This window comes from Rhizobium sp. BK602 (genome assembly GCF_014195095.1).
In the GTDB taxonomy this organism is placed as follows: Bacteria; Pseudomonadota; Alphaproteobacteria; order Rhizobiales; family Rhizobiaceae; genus Rhizobium.
Genome location: NZ_JACIBC010000001.1, coordinates 913479 through 932385, shown reverse-complemented (window position 1 = coordinate 932385; position 18907 = coordinate 913479). Strand labels below are relative to the sequence as shown.

Below are 18907 nucleotides of genomic sequence, written 5' to 3'. Positions count from 1 at the left end.
AGATTAAGAGGCCAGAGTTTTCCCGCCGAACGAAACCGGACCCATATGTCGCTTCCCACCTTCTCTGCCATACCCGAACACGTTGCCATCATCATGGATGGCAACGGGCGCTGGGCCAATGCACGCGGCCTGCCGCGCACCATGGGCCATCGTAAGGGCGTGGAGGCGGTGCGGGAGACCGTGCGAGCCGCCGGCGATGTCGGCGTAAAATACCTGACCCTCTTCGCTTTCTCCTCGGAGAACTGGCGCCGGCCGGAAACCGAGGTGAGCGATCTCCTCGGCCTGCTGAAGGCCTTCATCCGCCGGGATCTCGCCGAACTGCATCGCCAGAATGTCCGTATCCGCGTGATCGGCGATCGCAACAACCTGCGCAGCGACATCCTGCCTCTTTTGATCGAGGCGGAAGAGACCACCAAGGACAATACCGCGCTGACCCTGGTCATTGCCTTCAACTATGGCTCCCGCGACGAGATTTCGCGCGCGCTTGTCAGCCTCGCGCGGGATGTCGAGGCGGGACGGCTGCGCCCGCAGGATATCAGCCCGGAATTGGTCGGCGCCCGGCTGGATACCGCCGGCATCCCCGATCCCGACCTCATCATCCGCACCAGTGGCGAGGAGCGGCTGTCGAACTTCCTGCTCTGGCAGGCGGCCTATTCGGAATTCATGTTCATGCCGGAATATTGGCCGGATTTCAGCCGCGATCTTTTCTTCTCCGCGCTGGAGAAATACGCCGCGCGCGATCGGCGGTTTGGCGGCCTTTCCGCCAAGCAGGCGGCGGCCGTGGGGTCCTGATGAGTCGCGAACTCCGGCTGCGCATCATTTCCGGCATCATCCTTGCCGCGATCGTTCTTGCCGCGACCTGGTTCGGCGGTTTCTACTTCCGTATCCTGGCGGTCGCCATCGGCTTGCTCGTCTATTACGAATGGTCGACGATATCGGATCTGCATGGCCGCGACCCGCAGGGCAACGCGCTCGGCTGGCTGGGGCTGGTGCTGATTGGCGGCTCCACGCTGATGGAGGAATCGGTCTATTCCCTCGAAGTGCTGATCGCTTTCGCTGCGGCGACATCGATCATGGTCGCCATACGCCATAAGAGCTGGTGGCTGCCCGGCGGAATAGTCTATGCGGGTCTGACCGCCATCGCCCTTGCCGAGATCCGCGACGACGATTTGCGCGGCTTCGTGCTGATGCTGTTCGTCTTTGCCACCGTATGGGCGACGGATATCTTTGCCTATTTCGTCGGCCGCGCCATCGGTGGCGCAAAACTTGCGCCGCGCATCTCGCCCGGCAAGACCTGGTCCGGGGCCATCGGCGGTGCGATCGCGGCCGTGATTGCCGGAACGGCGGTCGTCTGGAGCTATTTCTCCGCGGATGGTTTATGGATTCCAGCGCTCGCTCTGATCCTGTCGATTTGCAGCCAGATCGGGGATTTGTTCGAGTCTTTCATGAAGCGCCGCTTCGGCGTCAAGGACTCGAGCCACCTGATTCCCGGCCATGGCGGGGTGATGGACCGGGTGGATGGACTAATTTTTGCTTGTTTTGCAGCGTTTTTGTTGGCTATCGTAATCTCGCTGACAATGAGCGGCGAGACCATGTCACTGGGCAGCGTTCTGCTCGGTGTGTGAAATCAACGCGAACAGGATCGTTGCATGGGTAGCGTGGCAGGCATCATCGGCTTCTTGACGAACAACGTCATCACATTTGTTTTCGTGCTGTCCCTGCTCGTTTTCGTGCATGAGATGGGCCACTATCTGGTCGGCCGCTGGTCCGGCATCCGCATCATGGCGTTTTCGGTCGGATTCGGTCCGGAAATCGCCGGCTTCACAGACCGTCATGGCACCCGCTGGAAACTGTCGCTCATCCCGCTCGGCGGCTATGTGCGCTTCTTCGGCGACGAGGATGCCTCGAGCAAGACCGATGTCGACCAGCTTTCGGCCATGACGGAGGAGGAGCGGGCGCAATCCTTTGCCGGCGCCAAGCTCTGGAAGCGTGCCGCGACGGTTGCCGCCGGTCCGATCGCCAATTTCCTTCTCGCCATCGCCATTTTCGCCGTTCTCTTCAGCGTCTATGGCCGCACCGTCGCCGATCCGGTCGTTGCCATGGTTACGCGCGGCGGTGCCGCCGCCGAAGCCGGGATAGAGCCCGGCGACCGGCTGATCGCCGTCGATGGCAATCAGATCGCGACTTTCGACGAAGTCCAGCGTTATGTCGGCCTGCGGCCTGGCCGCAATCTCGTGCTGACGGTTGAGCGCGATGGTCAGAAGCGTGACTTCAACCTTGTGCCGAAGCTCGTCGAGGACACCGATCAGTTCGGCAACAAGATGGAGATGGGCCGCATCGGCATCGCGCTGGTCGATCCGCAGGTGACGGCGGTCGAACCGGGTGGACCGGCCGCGAAGGCCGGCGTGCAGGCCGGCGACCGTCTGATCGCCGTCGATGGCAACGATGTCGCGACCTATTACGATATTGCCCGCTATATCGGCGATCGTCCCGGCAAGACCATCGTGTTGACGGTCGAGCGCAACGGCCAGACGCGCGATTTTTCAATGGAGCCGGCAACCCTGACGGAAACCGACGCGTCCGGCAACAAGAAGGACATCGGCAGTATCGGCATTGCGCCGGTCGATCCGCTCGTGGCCACCGTCGCGCAGGACAGCCCTGCGGCCGGGAAGGGGATAGCTCTCGGCGACCGCATCCTCTCGGTGGATGGGCGCGCGATCGGTTCCATCGGTGAAGTGCAGCGCTACGCGGCCTCGCATGCCGACAAGGCCATTCTCCTGTCCGTCCAGCGCAATGGCGAGACGAGCGACGTGGAGCTGGTTCCGAAGAAGACGCAGGAGCCCGACGCCTTCGGCAACGAGGTCGAGGTCGCCAGCATCGGTATTACCGATGGCCAGAAGCCGATCAAGCTCCGCTACGAGGCTTACGGACCCCTGCGCGCGATTGGTGAGGGTGTCAAGCAGACTGGCAACATCATTTCCGGCACCGTCGAATATCTTGGCAACGTCATCGGCGGCTACATGAAGGCCGATCAGCTCGGCGGGCCGATCCGCGTGGCGCAAATGTCCGGTCAGATGGCAACTTTAGGCTTTGCTGCAGTGTTGCAATTTGCCGCCATACTTTCTGTTTCTATTGGGTTATTAAATTTGATGCCGGTCCCGGTACTTGATGGCGGGCACTTGATGTTCTATGCGATTGAAGCCGTAAGGGGAAAACCTTTGGGTGCACGGGCACAGGATATTGCTTTCCGGATCGGATTCGCGATGGTGCTATCACTCATGGTGTTTGCGACATGGAACGACATCAGCTCCAGACTAGGCTGATGGGGGAGTAAGAGAGGAATTACGATTTATTTACGATGTTTCAAAGCTGTAGTGGCCAATGGGCCACGCTTTGAAATGAAGTAAACAGAAATTAACTTGCTCCCTTGCTTGTATGTCAAAAGCGGGTAAAACGACACACGTGGCCGGAATCGGGTTCGCTCGAGGCTGGGGACGACTGAAAAAAGGTAAGAAGTGAAAATGAAGGCTGGTTCAAGATTTTTGAACGCAGTGTCGGCGGTAGCGCTGTCTGCAGGTGTTGTTGCGTCGGGCGCTGGTGTTATCACACTCGCTTCTGCTTCAGTCGCGGAAGCTGCTGTCATTCAGCGGATCGATGTTCGCGGGGCCGAGCGCGTTGGCGCCGAGGCTGTTCGCGACAACATCACGATCAAGCCCGGCAAGAGCTTTTCGCCCGCTGATATCGACACGTCCGTGAAGCAACTTTATGCCACCGGCTACTTTTCCGATGTGCATGTGTCCGTTTCCGGCGGTACGCTGGTCGTTTCCGTCAAGGAAAACCAGCTGATCAACGCTGTGGTTTTCAACGGCAACCGCAAGATCAAGGATGACAAGCTGCAGGGTATCGTCCAGACCCATGCGGCCGGCCCTTACAGCGAGACGCAGGTTCAGGCCGACATCAAGACGATCAAGGACGCCTATGCGGCGATCGGTCGTAATGAAGTCCAGGTGACGACGCAGACCGTTCCGGTCGCGCAGGGTCGCATCAACGTGGCCTTCGTCATCAATGAAGGCGACCGCACCAAGATCGACAAGATCAATTTCTCGGGCAATCAGGCATACAGCAGCGGCCGTCTGGCTTCGGTGATCAGCACCAAGAAGTCGAACTTCATGTCGTTCCTGACCCGTAAGGACGTCTACAGCCCCGAGCGCCAGCAGGCGGACCAGGATGCGCTGCGTCAGTTCTACTACAACCACGGCTACGCGGACTTCCGCATCGTCAGCGCCGATGCGACGCTGAACGAGCAGTCCAATGAATACACGCTGAACTTCAATGTTGATGAAGGTCCGCGCTATACCTATGGCGACATCAACGTCATCTCGACGGTTGACGGCGTCAATGCCGACGACCTGAAGAGCCTGGTCATCACCAACAAGGGTGACGTCTACAGCGCCAAGGACATCCAGACCTCGATCGAGAACATTTCCAAGCGCGTTGCGTCGGCCGGTTATCCGTTCGCCCGCATCACGCCGCGCGGCAATCGCGACCTGAGCGGTCACACGATCGGTATCGAATATCTGGTCGATCAGGGCGAGCGCGCCTATGTCGAACGCATCGAGATCCGCGGCAACACCCGCACGCGCGATTACGTTATCCGCCGCGAGTTCGACATCAACGAAGGCGACGCGTTCAACCAGGAAATGATCACCCGCGCCAAGCGCCGCCTCGACGCGCTCGGCTACTTCACGAAGGTGGACATCAGCACGGCGCAGGGCAGTGCTGCCGACCGTGTCGTCGTTATCGTCAACGTCGAAGATCAACCGACCGGCTCGTTCGGTATCGGTGCCGGTTACGCGGTGGGCAACAATGGCGGTCTGCTGCTGGAAGCATCGGTGGAAGAAAAGAACTTCCTGGGCCGCGGCCAGTACATCCGCATCGCTGCGGGTGCCGGTACCGAAGGCAACCGCACCTACAATATTTCGTTCACCGAGCCCTATTTCCTCGGTTATCGTCTGGCTGCCGGTTTCGACATCTTCAAGAACCAGACGTCGAGCGACGACTATTATGACTATTCGGAGCAGGGCTTCTCGCTGCGCGTGACTGCCCCGATCACCGATAACCTGGCAACGACGCTGCGTTACAACTACAAGCGTCTGAGCTACGACGGCACGAACGATTGGGAAGATCATCTCTCCGCTCCTTACCGGAACCTGGTGGAGAACGGTCCCTGGGTGCAGTCGACGGTGTCTCAGACCTTCACCTACAACACTCTGGACGATCAGAACCTGCCGCGCGAAGGCATCATCGCCAAGTTCACGCATGAATATGCTGGTCTGGGTGGCGATTCCGACTTCTACAAGCTGAACGGTAAGGCGCGTATCTATAAGATGATCAGCGACGAGGCCGACATCATCGGTTCGTTCACGGTCGGCGCCGGCTATGTCATGCCGACGGACGGCAAGCTGAACGTCTTCGATCAGTTCACGATCGGTGGCCGCGAAATCCGTGGCTTCGAGAATGCCGGTATCGGTCCGCGTTCGTCGAATGGCGATCCGCTCGGCGGCACGACCTATTTCACGGCTTCGGCTGAAGCAAGCATGCCGATGCCGGGTGTTCCGCAGGATATCGGTCTGCGCCTCGCAGCCTTTGCCGATGCTGGTACGCTGTTTGGCAACAAGGCCAATCTGTTCGGGGACGTGCTGCACAATGACAGCTCGATCCGTGCCTCGCTCGGTGCAGGCGTGATCTGGTCGTCGCCCTTCGGCGTCATCCGTGTTGACTATGCTGTGCCGGTTCTCAAGGAAGACTACGACAAGGTCGAGAATTTCCGGTTTGGCATCGCCAACCAGTTCTGATATCGGCAGCCCAGAACTGCGGGCTTGAACACCGTTCTGGAGCTGGTGCTTATGGAACATATTGGTTTTTTCCCGCCCCATGATGGTGTCAGCCTTAGTGCGCTGGCCGAGCATCTTGGGGCGGTGCTTGCTGATGAGGCCTTTGCCGGCGTCATCATCAAGTCCATCGCGCCGGTCTATCGGGCTGGCGAAGGCGATATCTGCTACATTCTTTCCCGAAAGAATCGTGCCGAGCTGGAGACCTGTCGGGCTTCGGCGATTATCTGCCTGCCGGCGCTGAAGTCTTTCGTGCCCGACCACATCCCCGTTCTTCTGTCCAAGAAGCCGCATACCGATTTCGCGTTGACCGGCGCCTTGCTGCATCCGCAGGCCATGCGCCCGGTCGCGCTGACCTCGACGCCGGCGGTGATCTCACCGGCTGCCTTCGTCGATCCGACGGCCAGGCTTGAGCCCAATGTCGGCGTCGAGCCGGGTGCCGTGGTCGGACCGGGTGCCGAGATCGGCGAGGGGACGCGCATCGGCGCTAATGCCATGATCGGACCCGGCGTCAAGATCGGCCGCAATTGCACGATCGGCGGCGGCGCCAGCATCCTCTGCTCCTATCTTGGCAATGGTGTCATCATTCATAATGGCACCCGGATCGGCCAGGACGGATTCGGCTATGCGCCGGGACCGCGCGGCATGATCAAGATCGTGCAGATCGGTCGCGTCATCATCCAGGACAATGTCGAGATCGGCGCCAATACGACCATCGATCGCGGCACCATGGACGATACCGTAATCGGCGAGGGCACCAAGATCGACAATCAGGTGCAGATCGGACATAACGTCCGCATCGGGCGTCATTGCGCGATCGTCAGCCAGGTCGGCATCGCCGGCAGCACGGTGATCGGCGATGGTGTGCAGATCGGTGGTCAGGCGGGCTTGAACGGCCATATCCATATCGGCGATGGTGTTCAGATCGGCGCCAAGAGCGGTGTTATGAACAGTATCCCGGCGGGTGAGCGCTATGCGGGTCTTCCCGCGCGGCCCTTGTGGGATTTTCTGAGAGAGTCGGCGGAGATCGCAAAGCGGTCAGGAGCCAGAGAAAAGAAGGACGGGAGTGCGGAGCATGACTGAAGACGCCAAGACGTCGCTGTCGTCGGCTGACATTATCGAGATTATGAAGCTTTTGCCGCATCGTTATCCCTTCCTGATGGTCGACAGGATCATCGAGATCGATAGCGACAATTCCGCCATCGGCATCAAGAACGTCACGGCCAACGAGCCGCAGTTCACCGGGCATTTCCCGGAATCGCCGATCATGCCGGGCGTGCTTCTGATCGAGGGCATGGCGCAGACGGCAGGCGCAATCTGCGCCCGCAAGGACGGCATTGGCGGCAACCTCGTCTATTTCATGACGATCGACAATGCCCGTTTCCGCAAACCGGTCGTTCCCGGTGACCGCGTGGAGTTCCATGTCGTCAAGCAGAAGCAGCGCGGCACGATCTGGAAATTCCATTGCGACGCCAAGGTCGACGGTTCGGTGGTCGCCGAGGCCGATATCGGTGCGATGATCGTACGGAAGGATCAGGACTAGGCATGAGCAGCATTGCAAAAAGCGCGCGCATTCATAAGCTCGCGGTTGTCGAAGACGGGGCGGTCATCGGCGAGAATGTTGTCGTTGGTCCGTTCTGCCATGTCGGTCCCAAGGTCGTGCTGCATGATTCCGTCCAGCTGTTGACGCATGCGGTCGTGACCGGCCGGACGACGATCGGCAAGGGCACGAAGATTTTCCCCATGGCCGTCGTTGGCGGTGATCCTCAGAGCGTGCATCATGCCGGCGAGGAGACGACACTGGATGTCGGCGAGAACTGCACGATCCGTGAAGGCGTGACGATCAATACCGGTACGGCCGATTACGGCGGCAAGACGATCGTCGGCAATAACAATCTGTTCCTCGCCAATTCCCATGTCGCCCATGATTGCCGCGTCGGCAACAATGTCATCATGTCGAACAATGTCATGCTGGCCGGACATGTCACCGTTGAGGACCGCGCCATTCTCGGCGGCGGCTGCGCGGTGCATCAGTTCACCCGCATCGGCCGGCAGGCCTTCATCGGCGGCCTCTCGGCCGCGAGTTACGATGTCATTCCCTATGGCATGCTGAATGGAAATCCGGGCGTCCTATCCGGCCTGAACATTGTCGGCATGACCCGTGCTGGCATCGAACGCTCGGTCATCCATCGGGTTCGCCGCGCCTATAAGAGCATTTTCGAAGGCGAAGGTTCGATCCGCGACAATGCGGCCGCGATCCGCAGCGAATATGCCGATTGCAAGGAAGCGATGGAAATCCTCGATTTCATCGCTGCCGATAGCGATCGCGCGCTGTCCTCGCCCAATCGCGGTAAGGGCTGAGGTGGCCGCGAACGGTCAGACCGACAGGGGTCGGCTGGCGATCATCGCAGGCAGCGGATTCTTGCCGGCCTATGTGGCCGAGGCTGCCCGCCAGGCTGGCGAAAATCCCGTCATTATCGCATTGACGGATGAGGCGGACCGCGATTGGTCCGCTTTCGATCATGCCAATCTCGGCGTCGGCAATTTTGCCGGCCTCGAAGCCATGTTCCGCCGCTATGGTGTCGACCGGGTCGTCATGTCGGGCGGTGTTGCGCGCCGTCCGCCCTGGCGCGAGGTGCATCCGACCTGGCGGGTGATCAGGCAATTGCCCTCGACTATCCGCACGCTTCTGTCCGGCGGTGACAATGCCGTCTTGCAGATGGTCATCCGGCTGATCGAGGCCGGAGGCGTGCGCGTCGTCGGCGCCCACGAGATCGCGCCGGACCTGCTGGCGACCACCGGGCCGCTTGGCCGCCTATCACCGTCGAAAGAAGATTTCCGCGACATTGCACAAGGTGCCAAGGCCGCCGATGCCCTGGGATTGCTGGATGTCGGCCAGGGTGCTGTCAGCGTCGGCGGCCGCGTCGTGGCGCTCGAAGGCGCCGAGGGCACGGACCAGATGATCGAGCGCGTCGCTGGCCTGCGTGCGGAAAGGCGCATCTCGACGCGCCGGCGCGGCGTTCTGGTCAAGCTTTGCAAGCCGCAGCAGGATGTGCGCGCCGATCTGCCGTCGATCGGTGTTTCCACTGTCTTGAATGCCAAGAAGGCTGGCCTTGCCGGGGTCGCGGTAGAGGCGGGCAGGGCATTGGTGCTGGATCGGGATGCGGTGATCGCGGCTGCCGATGACGCGGGTATTTTTGTCTGCGGCATCGACCGGGGTCTCGCCGCGGAGGGGTTCATGTGAGCGGGAAACCGTTGAAACTCGCCGTCATTGCCGGTGAAGTCTCGGGCGATCTGCTCGGTGGTGATCTCGTGGCGGCATTGAAGCGCCGTCATGACGGTCCGATCGAGCTGGTCGGTGTCGGCGGCGAGGCGCTGGAGGCGCAGGGCCTGCAATCGCTGTTCGATTATTCCGAATTGTCGATCATGGGCTTTTCGCAGGTGATCAAGCGGCTGCCGAAGCTGCTTGCCCGCATCAGGCAGACGGCGAATGCCATCATCGCGGCCAGGCCGGATGTGCTGCTGATCATCGACAGCCCGGATTTCACCCATCGTGTCGCCAGGAAGGTGCGGGCGGCCCTGCCGGACCTGCCGATCGTCGATTATGTCTGTCCCAGCGTCTGGGCGTGGAAAGAATACCGCGCCCGGAAGATGCTTGCCTATGTCGATCATGTGCTGGCTATCCTGCCGTTCGAACCGGCGGCGATGCAACGATTGACAGGGCCGGCGACGACCTATGTCGGCCATCGCCTGACGGTGGACCCCAGCCTGCTCAAGACACGCCGTGAGCGTGCGCTGCGCTCGATGAATACACCGCTTGGTGACAAGGCGATCCTGCTGCTACCCGGTTCGAGAGGCTCCGAAATTCGCCAGCTTTTGCCGGTCTTCGAACAGGCAGCGATCGAGCTTAGCCGGCGAAACGATCGCGTTCGCTTCATACTGCCCACCGTCCCGCGGCAGGAGGCATTGGTGCGTTCCCTTCTTGAAAGCTGGAGCATCAAGCCGGCTGTTGTGGTCGGCCAGGAGGCGAAATGGCTGGCATTTGCGGAAGCGGATGCGGCAATGGCCGCTTCGGGTACGGTGATTCTTGAGCTTGGCCTTGCCGGCGTTCCCGTGGTCTCGACCTATAAGACGGAATGGCTCGCCCGCTTCGTGCTGTCGCGTATCAAGATCTGGACGGCCGCTCTCCCGAACCTGATCGCGGATTATGCCGTCGTGCCGGAGCTGATCAATGATGTGCTGCGGCCCGGCATGCTGGCGCGTATGATCGAGCGCCTGGCCAGCGATACGCCGGAGCGGTCGGCCATGCTGCAGGGCTATGATCTCGTCTGGCAGCGCATGCAGACAGAGGAGCCGCCCGGGGAAAAAGCGGCCGTGATCCTTCTCGATGTTCTCGCCAACAAAAAACCCGGCCATTTCTGACCGGGTTTTTTGTTGTTCTGCGGTTCGGCTTAGCGCTTGGAAACCGGAACGTAGTTGCGCGGCGGTTCGCCGGTATAGAGCTGGCGCGGACGGCCGATGCGCTGCTGCGGATCTTCGATCATCTCGTTCCACTGGGCGATCCAGCCGACCGTGCGGGCAAGCGCGAACAGCACGGTGAACATGGTCGTGGGGAAGCCAAGAGCCTTCAGCGTGATGCCGGAATAGAAGTCGACGTTCGGATAGAGCTTCTTCTCGATGAAATATTCATCGGTCAGAGCGATGCGCTCCAGTTCGATCGCGATGTCGAGCAGCGGATCGTCCTTGATGCCGAGTTCGCCGAGAACTTCGTGCGCGGTTTTCTGCATGATCTTGGCGCGCGGATCGTAGTTCTTGTAGACGCGGTGACCGAAGCCCATCAGGCGGAACGGATCGTTCTTGTCCTTGGCGCGGGCGATGAATTCCGGAATGCGATCGACCGTGCCGATTTCGTTCAGCATGTTCAGCGCAGCTTCGTTGGCGCCGCCATGTGCCGGGCCCCAGAGGCAGGCAATGCCCGCCGCGATACAGGCAAACGGATTGGCGCCGGAAGAGCCTGCCAGACGAACCGTGGAGGTCGAAGCATTCTGCTCGTGGTCGGCATGCAGGATGAAGATGCGGTCCATGGCGCGGGCGAGCACCGGATTGACCACATAGTCCTCGCAAGGAACGGCAAAGCACATGCGCAGGAAGTTCGACGCATAGTCGAGATCGTTCTTCGGGTAAACGAAGGGCTGGCCGATATGGTATTTGTAGGCCATGGCGGCGAGCGTCGGCATCTTCGCGATCATGCGCAGGCTTGCGACCATGCGTTGGTGCGGATCAGTGATGTCGGTCGAGTCGTGATAGAAGGCCGACAGGGCGCCCACGCAGCCGCACATGACGGCCATCGGATGCGCATCACGGCGGAAGCCGGTGAAGAAGCGCGACATCTGCTCGTGCACCATGGTGTGATGCGTGACACGATAGTCGAAATCCTTCTTCTGCGCTGCCGTCGGCAGTTCGCCATAGAGAAGGAGGTAGCAGACTTCGAGGAAATCGCCGTGTTCGGCCAGCTGATCGATCGGATAGCCGCGATGCAGCAGAACGCCTTCGTCGCCATCGATATAGGTGATGCTGGACTCGCACGATGCGGTCGAGGTGAAACCAGGATCGTAAGTGAAAGTGGAGGTGTTCTTATAAAGGGCACCAATATCAATGACACTTGGGCCGATGGTTCCGGATTTTACCGGCAAGTCCACCGTCTTTTCGCCCCAAGTTAGTTTCGCGCTTTGTTCCGTCATGCTGATCCTCCAAGATTTGGCGGGATTGACGCCATAAAAAGCGCCAAAAGGTTAAGCGACTAGGGATTAGCTATATGATCCAGAGCCTAATGCCAAGTTATCCTTACAGCTATTTGTGCATTGCAGTATCAACTTTTGGGCACTGCGGTAGATGAAATTGCTGCGCTTCCCTGGGTGGGCAGGCATTTTATCCGTTTGGCGTGCGATTTTGGTTGAATTCACCTGACGGTGACGGCAGAAATCTCGTTATAGCTGTAGTTTTGCGTGGGCGCGGGGCGCATGCCTAATTTAGAGGCACCTGATCGGCAGGTAGACGGCCGCGATCGCGCCGAGGTCGCCGTGCGTGACCATGATCTCGCGGTTGCCGTCGCGACTGCCATGCCCCTCTCACCGTTGCGGACGCAGGATCAGGCCAGGCTCGCAACGCGCCTGCGCCTGGCGGCTACCCGGAGTTGGAACGGCTTTCTGCTGCTCGTCACCGAGGAGGCGGGCCACGGACGGGCGCTGCTCTTCGCGCCGGTCTATATGGGTTTGGGCTCCATCCTGTGGTTTGGGGCCGGGGCTGACCCACCGCCGCAAACAGTTGCCGTCGCTTTGCTGGTTTTCGCAGCCGCCTTCTTTTTCAAGCAGCATGCCGGGCCCTGGCTGCGGCATCTTCTGCTTGCGGGCATGCTGACCTGCTTCGGTATGGCTCTGGCGCAATGCGAAGCATGGCGCGCATCGACCGTCATGCTCGATTCGCCGGTGACGACCACGGTGACGGGCCGGGTCGAGCGGCGTGAATCCTATGACAATGGGCGCTGGCGTTATGTCGTCAGGGTGGACGCAACCGAGAAACCGGCCATTCGCCGGCCGCCCGAGCGCGTTACGATCTTCGTGCGCAAGCAATCCGCGCCTTTCGATCTTGGCGATCGCATTCAGGGCAGGGCGCGCCTGACGCCGCCGGCCGGGCCTGCCTTGCCCGGTCTCAACGATTTCGCTTTCGCCTCCTATTTCAATGGCATCGGCGCGAATGGATTCGCCTATGGAACGCCGACGCTGATATCTCCGGCCGGAGACAATGCCGAGGGATCGATCGTCGACAAGGCCGATATCTGGCTTGCCGGCCTGCGCAACGGCATAGGTGATAGAATCAGGAGGACGCTGCCCGGCGACACCGGCGCCTTTGCCGCGGCCCTTGTCACCGATGAGAGACGCGCGATCTCGACGGAAACGACCGAAGCGCTGCGTACCGCCGGCCTGACGCACATCATCGCGATTTCCGGTCTGAACATGGCGCTGTCGGCAGGCATCTTCTACGTCGGGCTGCGCTACTTCCTCAGCCTGTTTTCCGGCGTTGCCCAGGCTTGGCCGACCAAGAAGATCGCAGCCTTCGGTGCGCTGGTGACGGTCACGGCCTATTATCTCATTTCCGGTTTCGGCGTGTCCGCAGAACGAGCCTTCATCATGATGGCGATCATGTTGGTGGCCGTGCTCTTCGACCGACCGTCGATCAGTCTGCGCAACGTCGCGCTGTCGGCGATCGTCATTCTCGTCCTGTCGCCGTCGCAGGCGCTTGGGCCGAGCTTTCAAATGTCCTATGCCGCGACGCTGGCATTGGTGTCGGGATACTCGCTTTGGAAGCGGCGGCGGCATCGCGAGCATGTCCTTTCTCGGTTCAAGCTGCTAAGGCCGCTGCTCTTCATCTCCCGCTTCTTCGGTGGCGTATTGTCGACCTCCTTCATCGGCGGCGCCTCGACGGCAATCTTCTCGATCGAGCATTTTCACCGTCTGGCGACATATGGCCTCGCCGCCAATCTGGCGGCCATGCCGGTCGTATCCTTCATCGTCATGCCATTCGGCATGCTCGCGATGCTGCTAATGCCGTTTGGACTTGATGCTCCCTTCTGGAAAGTCACCGGAGAGGGACTGGAGATCGTCATCGTCATCGCCAGGACGGTGGCTGGCTGGGACGGCGACATTACCTTCGGTCGACAGCCGGCCTGGCTGATGCCGACATTCATTGCCGGTTTCCTGGTGATGACCTTGTTGCGGACAGGGATACGTCATGTCGGCGTTCTGCTGCTTCTCGGCTCCGTCGCGGCGGCCGCGCTTGGTTCCGGCGTCCGCAGGCCAGATCTGATAATCTCCGAGGATGGCACGATGGTCGCGCTGGTGCGCGATGGCGCATTGGCCACCAACCGGGAGAGGCTGCCCGATTTCATCTTCGAGCAATGGCAAAGGGCACTGGCGCTGACGGATCATCGCATGCCGGTCATGCTGCCATCCGACAGCCAGCTTCCCCAGATCGGCAAATCGGACAGAAACCGGCGGCTGAATGCCGGAGAGCAAGATACGGTCCGCAAGGCGATGGATGCGGCGCTGGATCAGGCGGGGGAGGGCGGGTTCGCCTGCCAGAAGCGGGCATGGTGCGTGGCGATGCTCGACAACGGCGACATGCTCGTCATCATCGAGGATGCCGCCTATCTCCCATCCGCCTGCGAGACCGCCAATATTGTCGTGACGCCTGTCCGGCTGCGCCTCGATCGCTGCCGCTCCGGCGCCAAGCTGTTCACGGGAGCGACACTGCGCCAAACGGGATCGATCGAGATGAACCTCAACAGCGACAAGCCGACAATCCGCGCAGCGTTTGAAAATCTGGCGCGCCCCTGGAACCTGCATCGCGCCTATGATTGGCGAACCGGCACGTTCACAGTGCCGGCCACCCCAATGTCGCCGGTCAGTGATAACGGCGAATGAGGCCGACGAGCTTGCCCTGCACCTTGACCCGATCCGGCCCGAAGATACGGGTCTCGTAAGCCGGATTGGCCGCTTCCAGTGCGATGGACGCACCCTTGCGGCGGAAGCGCTTCAACGTGGCCTCCTCATCGTCGACGAGTGCGACGACGATATCGCCCGGATTGGCTGTGGTGGCATTGCGGATGATCACGGTGTCGCCGTCGAAGATGCCGGCATCGATCATCGAGTCGCCCTTGACCTCGAGCGCATAATGTTCGCCCGAGCCGAGCATGTCGGCAGGCACGGTAATGTCGTGGGTATTGTTCTGGATGGCCGAGATCGGAACGCCGGCTGCTATTCGGCCCATGACCGGGACCGAAACGGAGCTGCTATTGTCTTCGTTAGCCGGCTTGGCCGGCGCGGGCGGCTGCACCGGTTGCGGCTTGCCGAGGCTGCCTTCGATGACGCTCGGGGAGAAGCCGCGGCGCGGCTGCAGGCTCGGACTGTAGGCTTCCGGCAGCTTGATGACTTCCAGCGCTCTCGCCCTGTTCGGCAGGCGGCGGATGAAGCCGCGCTCTTCCAGAGCGGTGATCAGCCGGTGGATGCCGGACTTGGACGCAAGGTCGAGCGCATCCTTCATTTCATCGAAAGATGGCGGAACACCGGACTCCTTCATCCGCTCGTGAATGAAGAGAAGCAGTTCCTGCTGCTTGCGCGTCAACATCGTCTTGGAACCCCAGAATCAAGAATGTGTCGTGAAACAAATGCAGAACGGACACTATATGTTCCATATGTGTTCCGCAAGCCCTTAAATTTTCGTGAATGTGGTATAAGCCGATCAAATAAATGGGAACAGAACAGGTCCCGGACCTGTGTTGGTTGTCGGTATTTCCGTGCCGAGGCCTAATTATTTACAGGAAAAGCAAGGGCATGCCATGGGTGGAGGCAAACAGCTTGTGGCGGAACGCCGAATAGCCTCGGTGAGCTTCGTCGTACTCGTGGCGCCGCTGTCATGCCTTCTTCCAGGGCTGGTTTCGTCCGGTTGACGCATCCGAGGCAGGAAAAACCGTCCGCATGCGATTCGGCTCTTTTTAGCCGCCGCGCTTTCGTCTTGAATTGAAGGGCCGAAGAGCGCAAACCTGCGAGGCGCATGAAGGGGGAAGCCATGGTCTCATTGCCGCATCCGCTGGATCATCTCGTTTTGCCGACGGTCAATATCGCGCTCGCGCGCGAACGGCTGGGCAAACTCGGCTTTACCGTTGCGCCCGACGCCCGCCATCCCTTCGGCACGGTGAATGCCTGCGTCTTCCTCGCCGACAAGACCTATCTGGAGCCTCTGGGCATTGCGTCCCGGGAGGACTATGAGGCGAGCATCGAGAAGGGCAATGTCTTCGTTGCCCGTGACCGGGCCTATCGTTTTCGCGTCGGTGAGGAGGGCTTCTCGGCCATTGTGTTCGGCACGGGCGATGCCGGTGCCGACGACAAGCGGTTTCAGGCGAATGCCATGTCGGCGGGGCGCATGCTCGATTTCTCGCGGCCGATGCGCATGCCGGACGGCTCGGAGACCATAGCGGGCTTCCGCCTGGCTTTCGCCGCCGATCTGCGGTCTCCGGATTTTCTTGCCTTCTGCTGCCAGCGCATCAATCCGCTGCCGGCCGATCGCAGCGCCCTGGAGCGCCACGCCAATGGTGTCACCGGTATCGCCAGGATTGCGGTGTCAACACCGAGGCCGGCGGAGTTTCGCGACTTTTTCGAAAAGCTCGCCCGCGGGCCGAAAATCGCCGAGCACTCCTTCGGCGTCACGGTCGAGGTGGACAATGCCAGGATCGAGATACTGGCCCCGGCGGGCATGGAGGCTTTCTATGATTTTCCGGTGCAGACCCTCGATCCGGGCCTGCGAGCGCGCGCAATCCTTTTCAAGACGCGCGATCTTTCCGTGACATCGACGCATTTGGCTGCTAACGGCGTCACCTACACGCGTAAGAACAACCGCATATTGGCAAAGCCAGCCCCCGGACAGGGCGCGCTGTTCGCCTTTGAGGAGATAGCATGAGCACGAATTCGCAAGTGATCGTCGGCGAAGGCGCATCCAAGGTCCTGTTTTCCAACACCGCCAAGCTGTCGCTGATCGCCGGCCCCTGCCAGATGGAAAGCCGCGAGCATGCCTTCATGATCGCCGGCGTGCTGAAGGAATTGTGCGACAAGCTCGGCGTCGGTCTTGTTTACAAGTCGTCCTTCGACAAGGCGAACCGCACTTCGCTTTCCGGCAAGCGCGGCATCGGTCTGGAAAAGGCGCTGGAGGTCTTTGCCGATCTCAAGAAGGAATATGGCTTCCCGGTGCTAACCGACATCCACACGGAAGAGCAGTGCGCCCTGGTCGCCAAGACGGTCGATATCCTGCAGATTCCGGCGTTCCTGTCGCGTCAGACGGACCTTCTCGTCGCCGCCGCCAAGACCGGCCGGGTCGTCAACGTCAAGAAGGGCCAGTTCCTGGCGCCCTGGGACATGAAGAATGTGCTCGCCAAGCTGAACGACAGCGGCAATCCGAATATCCTGCTCTGCGAGCGTGGCGCCTCCTTTGGCTATAACACGCTGGTCTCCGACATGCGCTCGCTGCCGATCATGGCGGCCATGGGCGCGCCGGTGGTCTTCGACGCCACCCATTCCGTGCAGCAGCCGGGCGGGCAGGGCGGCTCGACGGGCGGCGACCGCCGTTTCGTGGAGACCCTGGCGCGGGCCGCTGTCGCCGTCGGCATTGCCGGCCTTTTCGTCGAGACGCATGAGGACCCGGACAATGCGCCTTCCGATGGTCCGAACATGGTCTATCTGAAGGATATGCCGCGGCTTCTGGAGAAGCTGCTGGCCTTCGACGCGATCGCCAAGGCATGAACTGGAGCAATTCCAGGAAAAGTGCGAAGCGGTTTTCCGTCCGGAATTGCGTTGAAACAAAGAGACAGAGGGTTTTCGCGATTCGAAGAAAAGCGGAAACGCTCTAGCCGGCATTCAACAGGCTGACATGTATTTGCGATAACGCGGCCTGAAGGAATACCGGATCGAAGCGCGGAGCGGCATTGAAATTTCCGCGCCTTCGATTAAGACGATTTCAATCGATTTATAACCCAGCGAGCAGGAAGCTATCATGACCGCAATCACCGACATTATCGCCCGCGAGATTCTCGACAGCCGTGGCAATCCCACCGTCGAAGTCGATGTCTACCTCGAAGACGGCAGCATGGGCCGCGCGGCGGTTCCGTCGGGCGCCTCGACCGGCGCGCATGAGGCTGTCGAACTGCGCGACGGCGGCAAGCGTTACCACGGCAAGGGCGTCGAAAAGGCGGTCGAGGCCGTCAACACCGAGATCTTCGATGCGATCGGCGGCATGGACGCTGAAAACCAGATCCAGATCGACAGCGTCATGATCGAGCTCGACGGCACGCCGAACAAGTCGCGCCTTGGCGCCAACGCCATCCTCGGCGTTTCGCTGGCAACCGCCAAGGCTGCCGCGCAGAGCTCCAACCTGCCGCTTTACCGCTATGTCGGCGGTGCGCATGCCCGCCTGCTGCCGGTTCCGATGATGAACATCATCAACGGCGGCGCCCATGCCGATAACCCGATCGATTTCCAGGAATTCATGATCCTGCCGCTCGGCGCAGACACCTTCCGCGACGCCGTGCGCATTGGTTCAGAAATCTTCCACGTCCTCAAGAAGGAACTGGCTTCCCAGGGCCACAACACCAATGTCGGCGACGAAGGCGGTTTTGCACCGGGCCTCTCCAGCGCTCCGGCCGCCCTCGACTTCATCATGAAGTCGATCGAAAAGGCCGGCTACAAGCCAGGTGAGGAGGTCGCTCTCGGCCTCGATTGCGCTTCGACCGAGTTCTTCAAGGACGGCAAGTACGTGCTGGAAGGCGAAGGCCGCACGCTCGAATCCGGCGCCATGGCTGAATACCTCGCCGAACTCGCCGCCAAATACCCGATCATTTCGATCGAAGACGGCATGGCCGAAGACGATTGGGAAGGCTGGAAGATCCTGACCGACCTGATCGGCAAGAAGACGCAGCTCGTCGGTGACGATCTGTTCGTCACCAATTCCGCCCGTCTTCGCGACGGCATCCGCATGGGCGTCGCCAATTCGATCCTCGTCAAGGTCAACCAGATCGGCTCGCTGACGGAAACGCTCGACGCCGTCGAAACCGCGCACAAGGCCAACTACACGGCCGTCATGTCGCACCGCTCGGGCGAGACGGAGGATTCCACGATCGCCGATCTCGCGGTTGCCACCAACTGCGGCCAGATCAAGACCGGCTCGCTGTCGCGCTCCGACCGTCTTGCCAAGTACAACCAGCTCATCCGCATCGAAGAAGCGCTCGGCCCGCAGGCAAAGTATGCCGGCCGCTCCATCCTTCGCGGCTGATAAGGCCGGAGGCCTGCGGGCCTCCATCCAATCCCGCACGATCATCGAGCCGCGCCTTCGGGCGCGGTTTTTCGTTGAGGGAATGTTAGGGTCAACGGATGGTTAATCTCTGCCCGCTAGAGTCGCCCCAGATGTTTGATTTG

At 60.7% G+C, this 18907-nt stretch carries 15 protein-coding genes; 13 read left to right on the top strand and 2 right to left on the bottom strand.

Annotation, left to right across the window (positions count from 1 at the left end; all coding sequences use genetic code 11):
- Positions 1-45 precede the first annotated feature (45 nt).
- The 9 genes from FHX11_RS04505 (at position 46) to lpxB (ending at position 10313) form a co-directional block, all read left to right on the top strand.
- Positions 46-792 carry an isoprenyl transferase gene (locus FHX11_RS04505; RefSeq protein WP_184355445.1) on the top strand — a complete coding sequence of 249 codons (747 nt, stop codon included), beginning with the start codon at positions 46-48 and terminating at the stop codon, positions 790-792.
- Positions 792-1625: a phosphatidate cytidylyltransferase gene (locus FHX11_RS04500; RefSeq protein ID WP_184355443.1), complete on the top strand. Its 834-nt coding sequence runs from the start codon at positions 792-794 to the stop codon at positions 1623-1625. The genes FHX11_RS04505 and FHX11_RS04500 overlap by 1 nt, the downstream gene beginning before the upstream one ends.
- A 24-nt stretch (positions 1626-1649) precedes the next feature.
- Complete coding sequence (rseP, locus tag FHX11_RS04495) at positions 1650-3323, top strand: RIP metalloprotease RseP (protein WP_184355441.1); 1674 nt, start codon at positions 1650-1652, stop codon at positions 3321-3323.
- Positions 3324-3521: 198 nt separating this feature from the next.
- Entirely contained in the window at positions 3522-5855 is a 2334-nt protein-coding gene (bamA, locus tag FHX11_RS04490) for an outer membrane protein assembly factor BamA (protein WP_184355439.1), read from the top strand.
- Positions 5856-5906: 51 nt separating this feature from the next.
- Positions 5907-6974 (top strand): UDP-3-O-(3-hydroxymyristoyl)glucosamine N-acyltransferase, encoded by a 1068-nt coding sequence (gene lpxD, locus FHX11_RS04485; protein WP_184355437.1) that lies wholly within the window; start codon positions 5907-5909, stop codon positions 6972-6974.
- Positions 6967-7434 carry a 3-hydroxyacyl-ACP dehydratase FabZ gene (gene fabZ, locus FHX11_RS04480; protein WP_184355436.1) on the top strand — a complete coding sequence of 156 codons (468 nt, stop codon included), beginning with the start codon at positions 6967-6969 and terminating at the stop codon, positions 7432-7434. Before lpxD ends, fabZ begins: the two co-directional genes overlap by 8 nt.
- 2 nt (positions 7435-7436) lie before the next feature.
- Complete coding sequence (gene lpxA, locus FHX11_RS04475) at positions 7437-8252, top strand: acyl-ACP--UDP-N-acetylglucosamine O-acyltransferase (protein ID WP_184355434.1); 816 nt, start codon at positions 7437-7439, stop codon at positions 8250-8252.
- A gap of 1 nt (position 8253) precedes the next feature.
- Positions 8254-9135 (top strand): LpxI family protein, encoded by an 882-nt coding sequence (locus tag FHX11_RS04470; RefSeq protein WP_184355432.1) that lies wholly within the window; start codon positions 8254-8256, stop codon positions 9133-9135.
- Positions 9132-10313 (top strand): lipid-A-disaccharide synthase, encoded by a 1182-nt coding sequence (gene lpxB / locus FHX11_RS04465; RefSeq protein ID WP_184355430.1) that lies wholly within the window; start codon positions 9132-9134, stop codon positions 10311-10313. Before FHX11_RS04470 ends, lpxB begins: the two co-directional genes overlap by 4 nt.
- Before the next feature lie 29 nt (positions 10314-10342).
- On the opposite strand, the gene gltA is transcribed toward lpxB, so the two are convergent.
- Positions 10343-11632: a citrate synthase gene (gltA, locus tag FHX11_RS04460; protein WP_184355428.1), complete on the bottom strand. Its 1290-nt coding sequence runs from the start codon at positions 11630-11632 to the stop codon at positions 10343-10345.
- A gap of 279 nt (positions 11633-11911) precedes the next feature.
- On the opposite strand from gltA, the gene FHX11_RS04455 reads away from it, so the two are divergent.
- Positions 11912-14371, top strand: a complete 2460-nt coding sequence (locus FHX11_RS04455) for a ComEC/Rec2 family competence protein (RefSeq protein ID WP_184355426.1) — start codon at positions 11912-11914, stop codon at positions 14369-14371.
- Here the strand turns inward: FHX11_RS04455 and lexA are convergent.
- Positions 14352-15074: a transcriptional repressor LexA gene (gene lexA, locus FHX11_RS04450; protein WP_184355424.1), complete on the bottom strand. Its 723-nt coding sequence runs from the start codon at positions 15072-15074 to the stop codon at positions 14352-14354. The genes FHX11_RS04455 and lexA overlap by 20 nt on opposite strands.
- 441 nt (positions 15075-15515) lie before the next feature.
- Here lexA and FHX11_RS04445 point away from each other — a divergent pair, with 441 nt between their 5' ends.
- The 3 genes from FHX11_RS04445 to eno all read left to right on the top strand — a co-directional run bounded on the left by FHX11_RS04445 (position 15516) and on the right by eno (position 18764).
- Positions 15516-16403, top strand: a complete 888-nt coding sequence (locus FHX11_RS04445) for a VOC family protein (RefSeq protein WP_184355422.1) — start codon at positions 15516-15518, stop codon at positions 16401-16403.
- Positions 16400-17239 (top strand): 3-deoxy-8-phosphooctulonate synthase, encoded by an 840-nt coding sequence (gene kdsA / locus FHX11_RS04440; RefSeq protein ID WP_184355419.1) that lies wholly within the window; start codon positions 16400-16402, stop codon positions 17237-17239. The genes FHX11_RS04445 and kdsA overlap by 4 nt, the downstream gene beginning before the upstream one ends.
- A gap of 250 nt (positions 17240-17489) precedes the next feature.
- Positions 17490-18764 (top strand): phosphopyruvate hydratase, encoded by a 1275-nt coding sequence (gene eno / locus FHX11_RS04435; RefSeq protein ID WP_184355417.1) that lies wholly within the window; start codon positions 17490-17492, stop codon positions 18762-18764.
- Positions 18765-18907 lie beyond the last annotated feature (143 nt).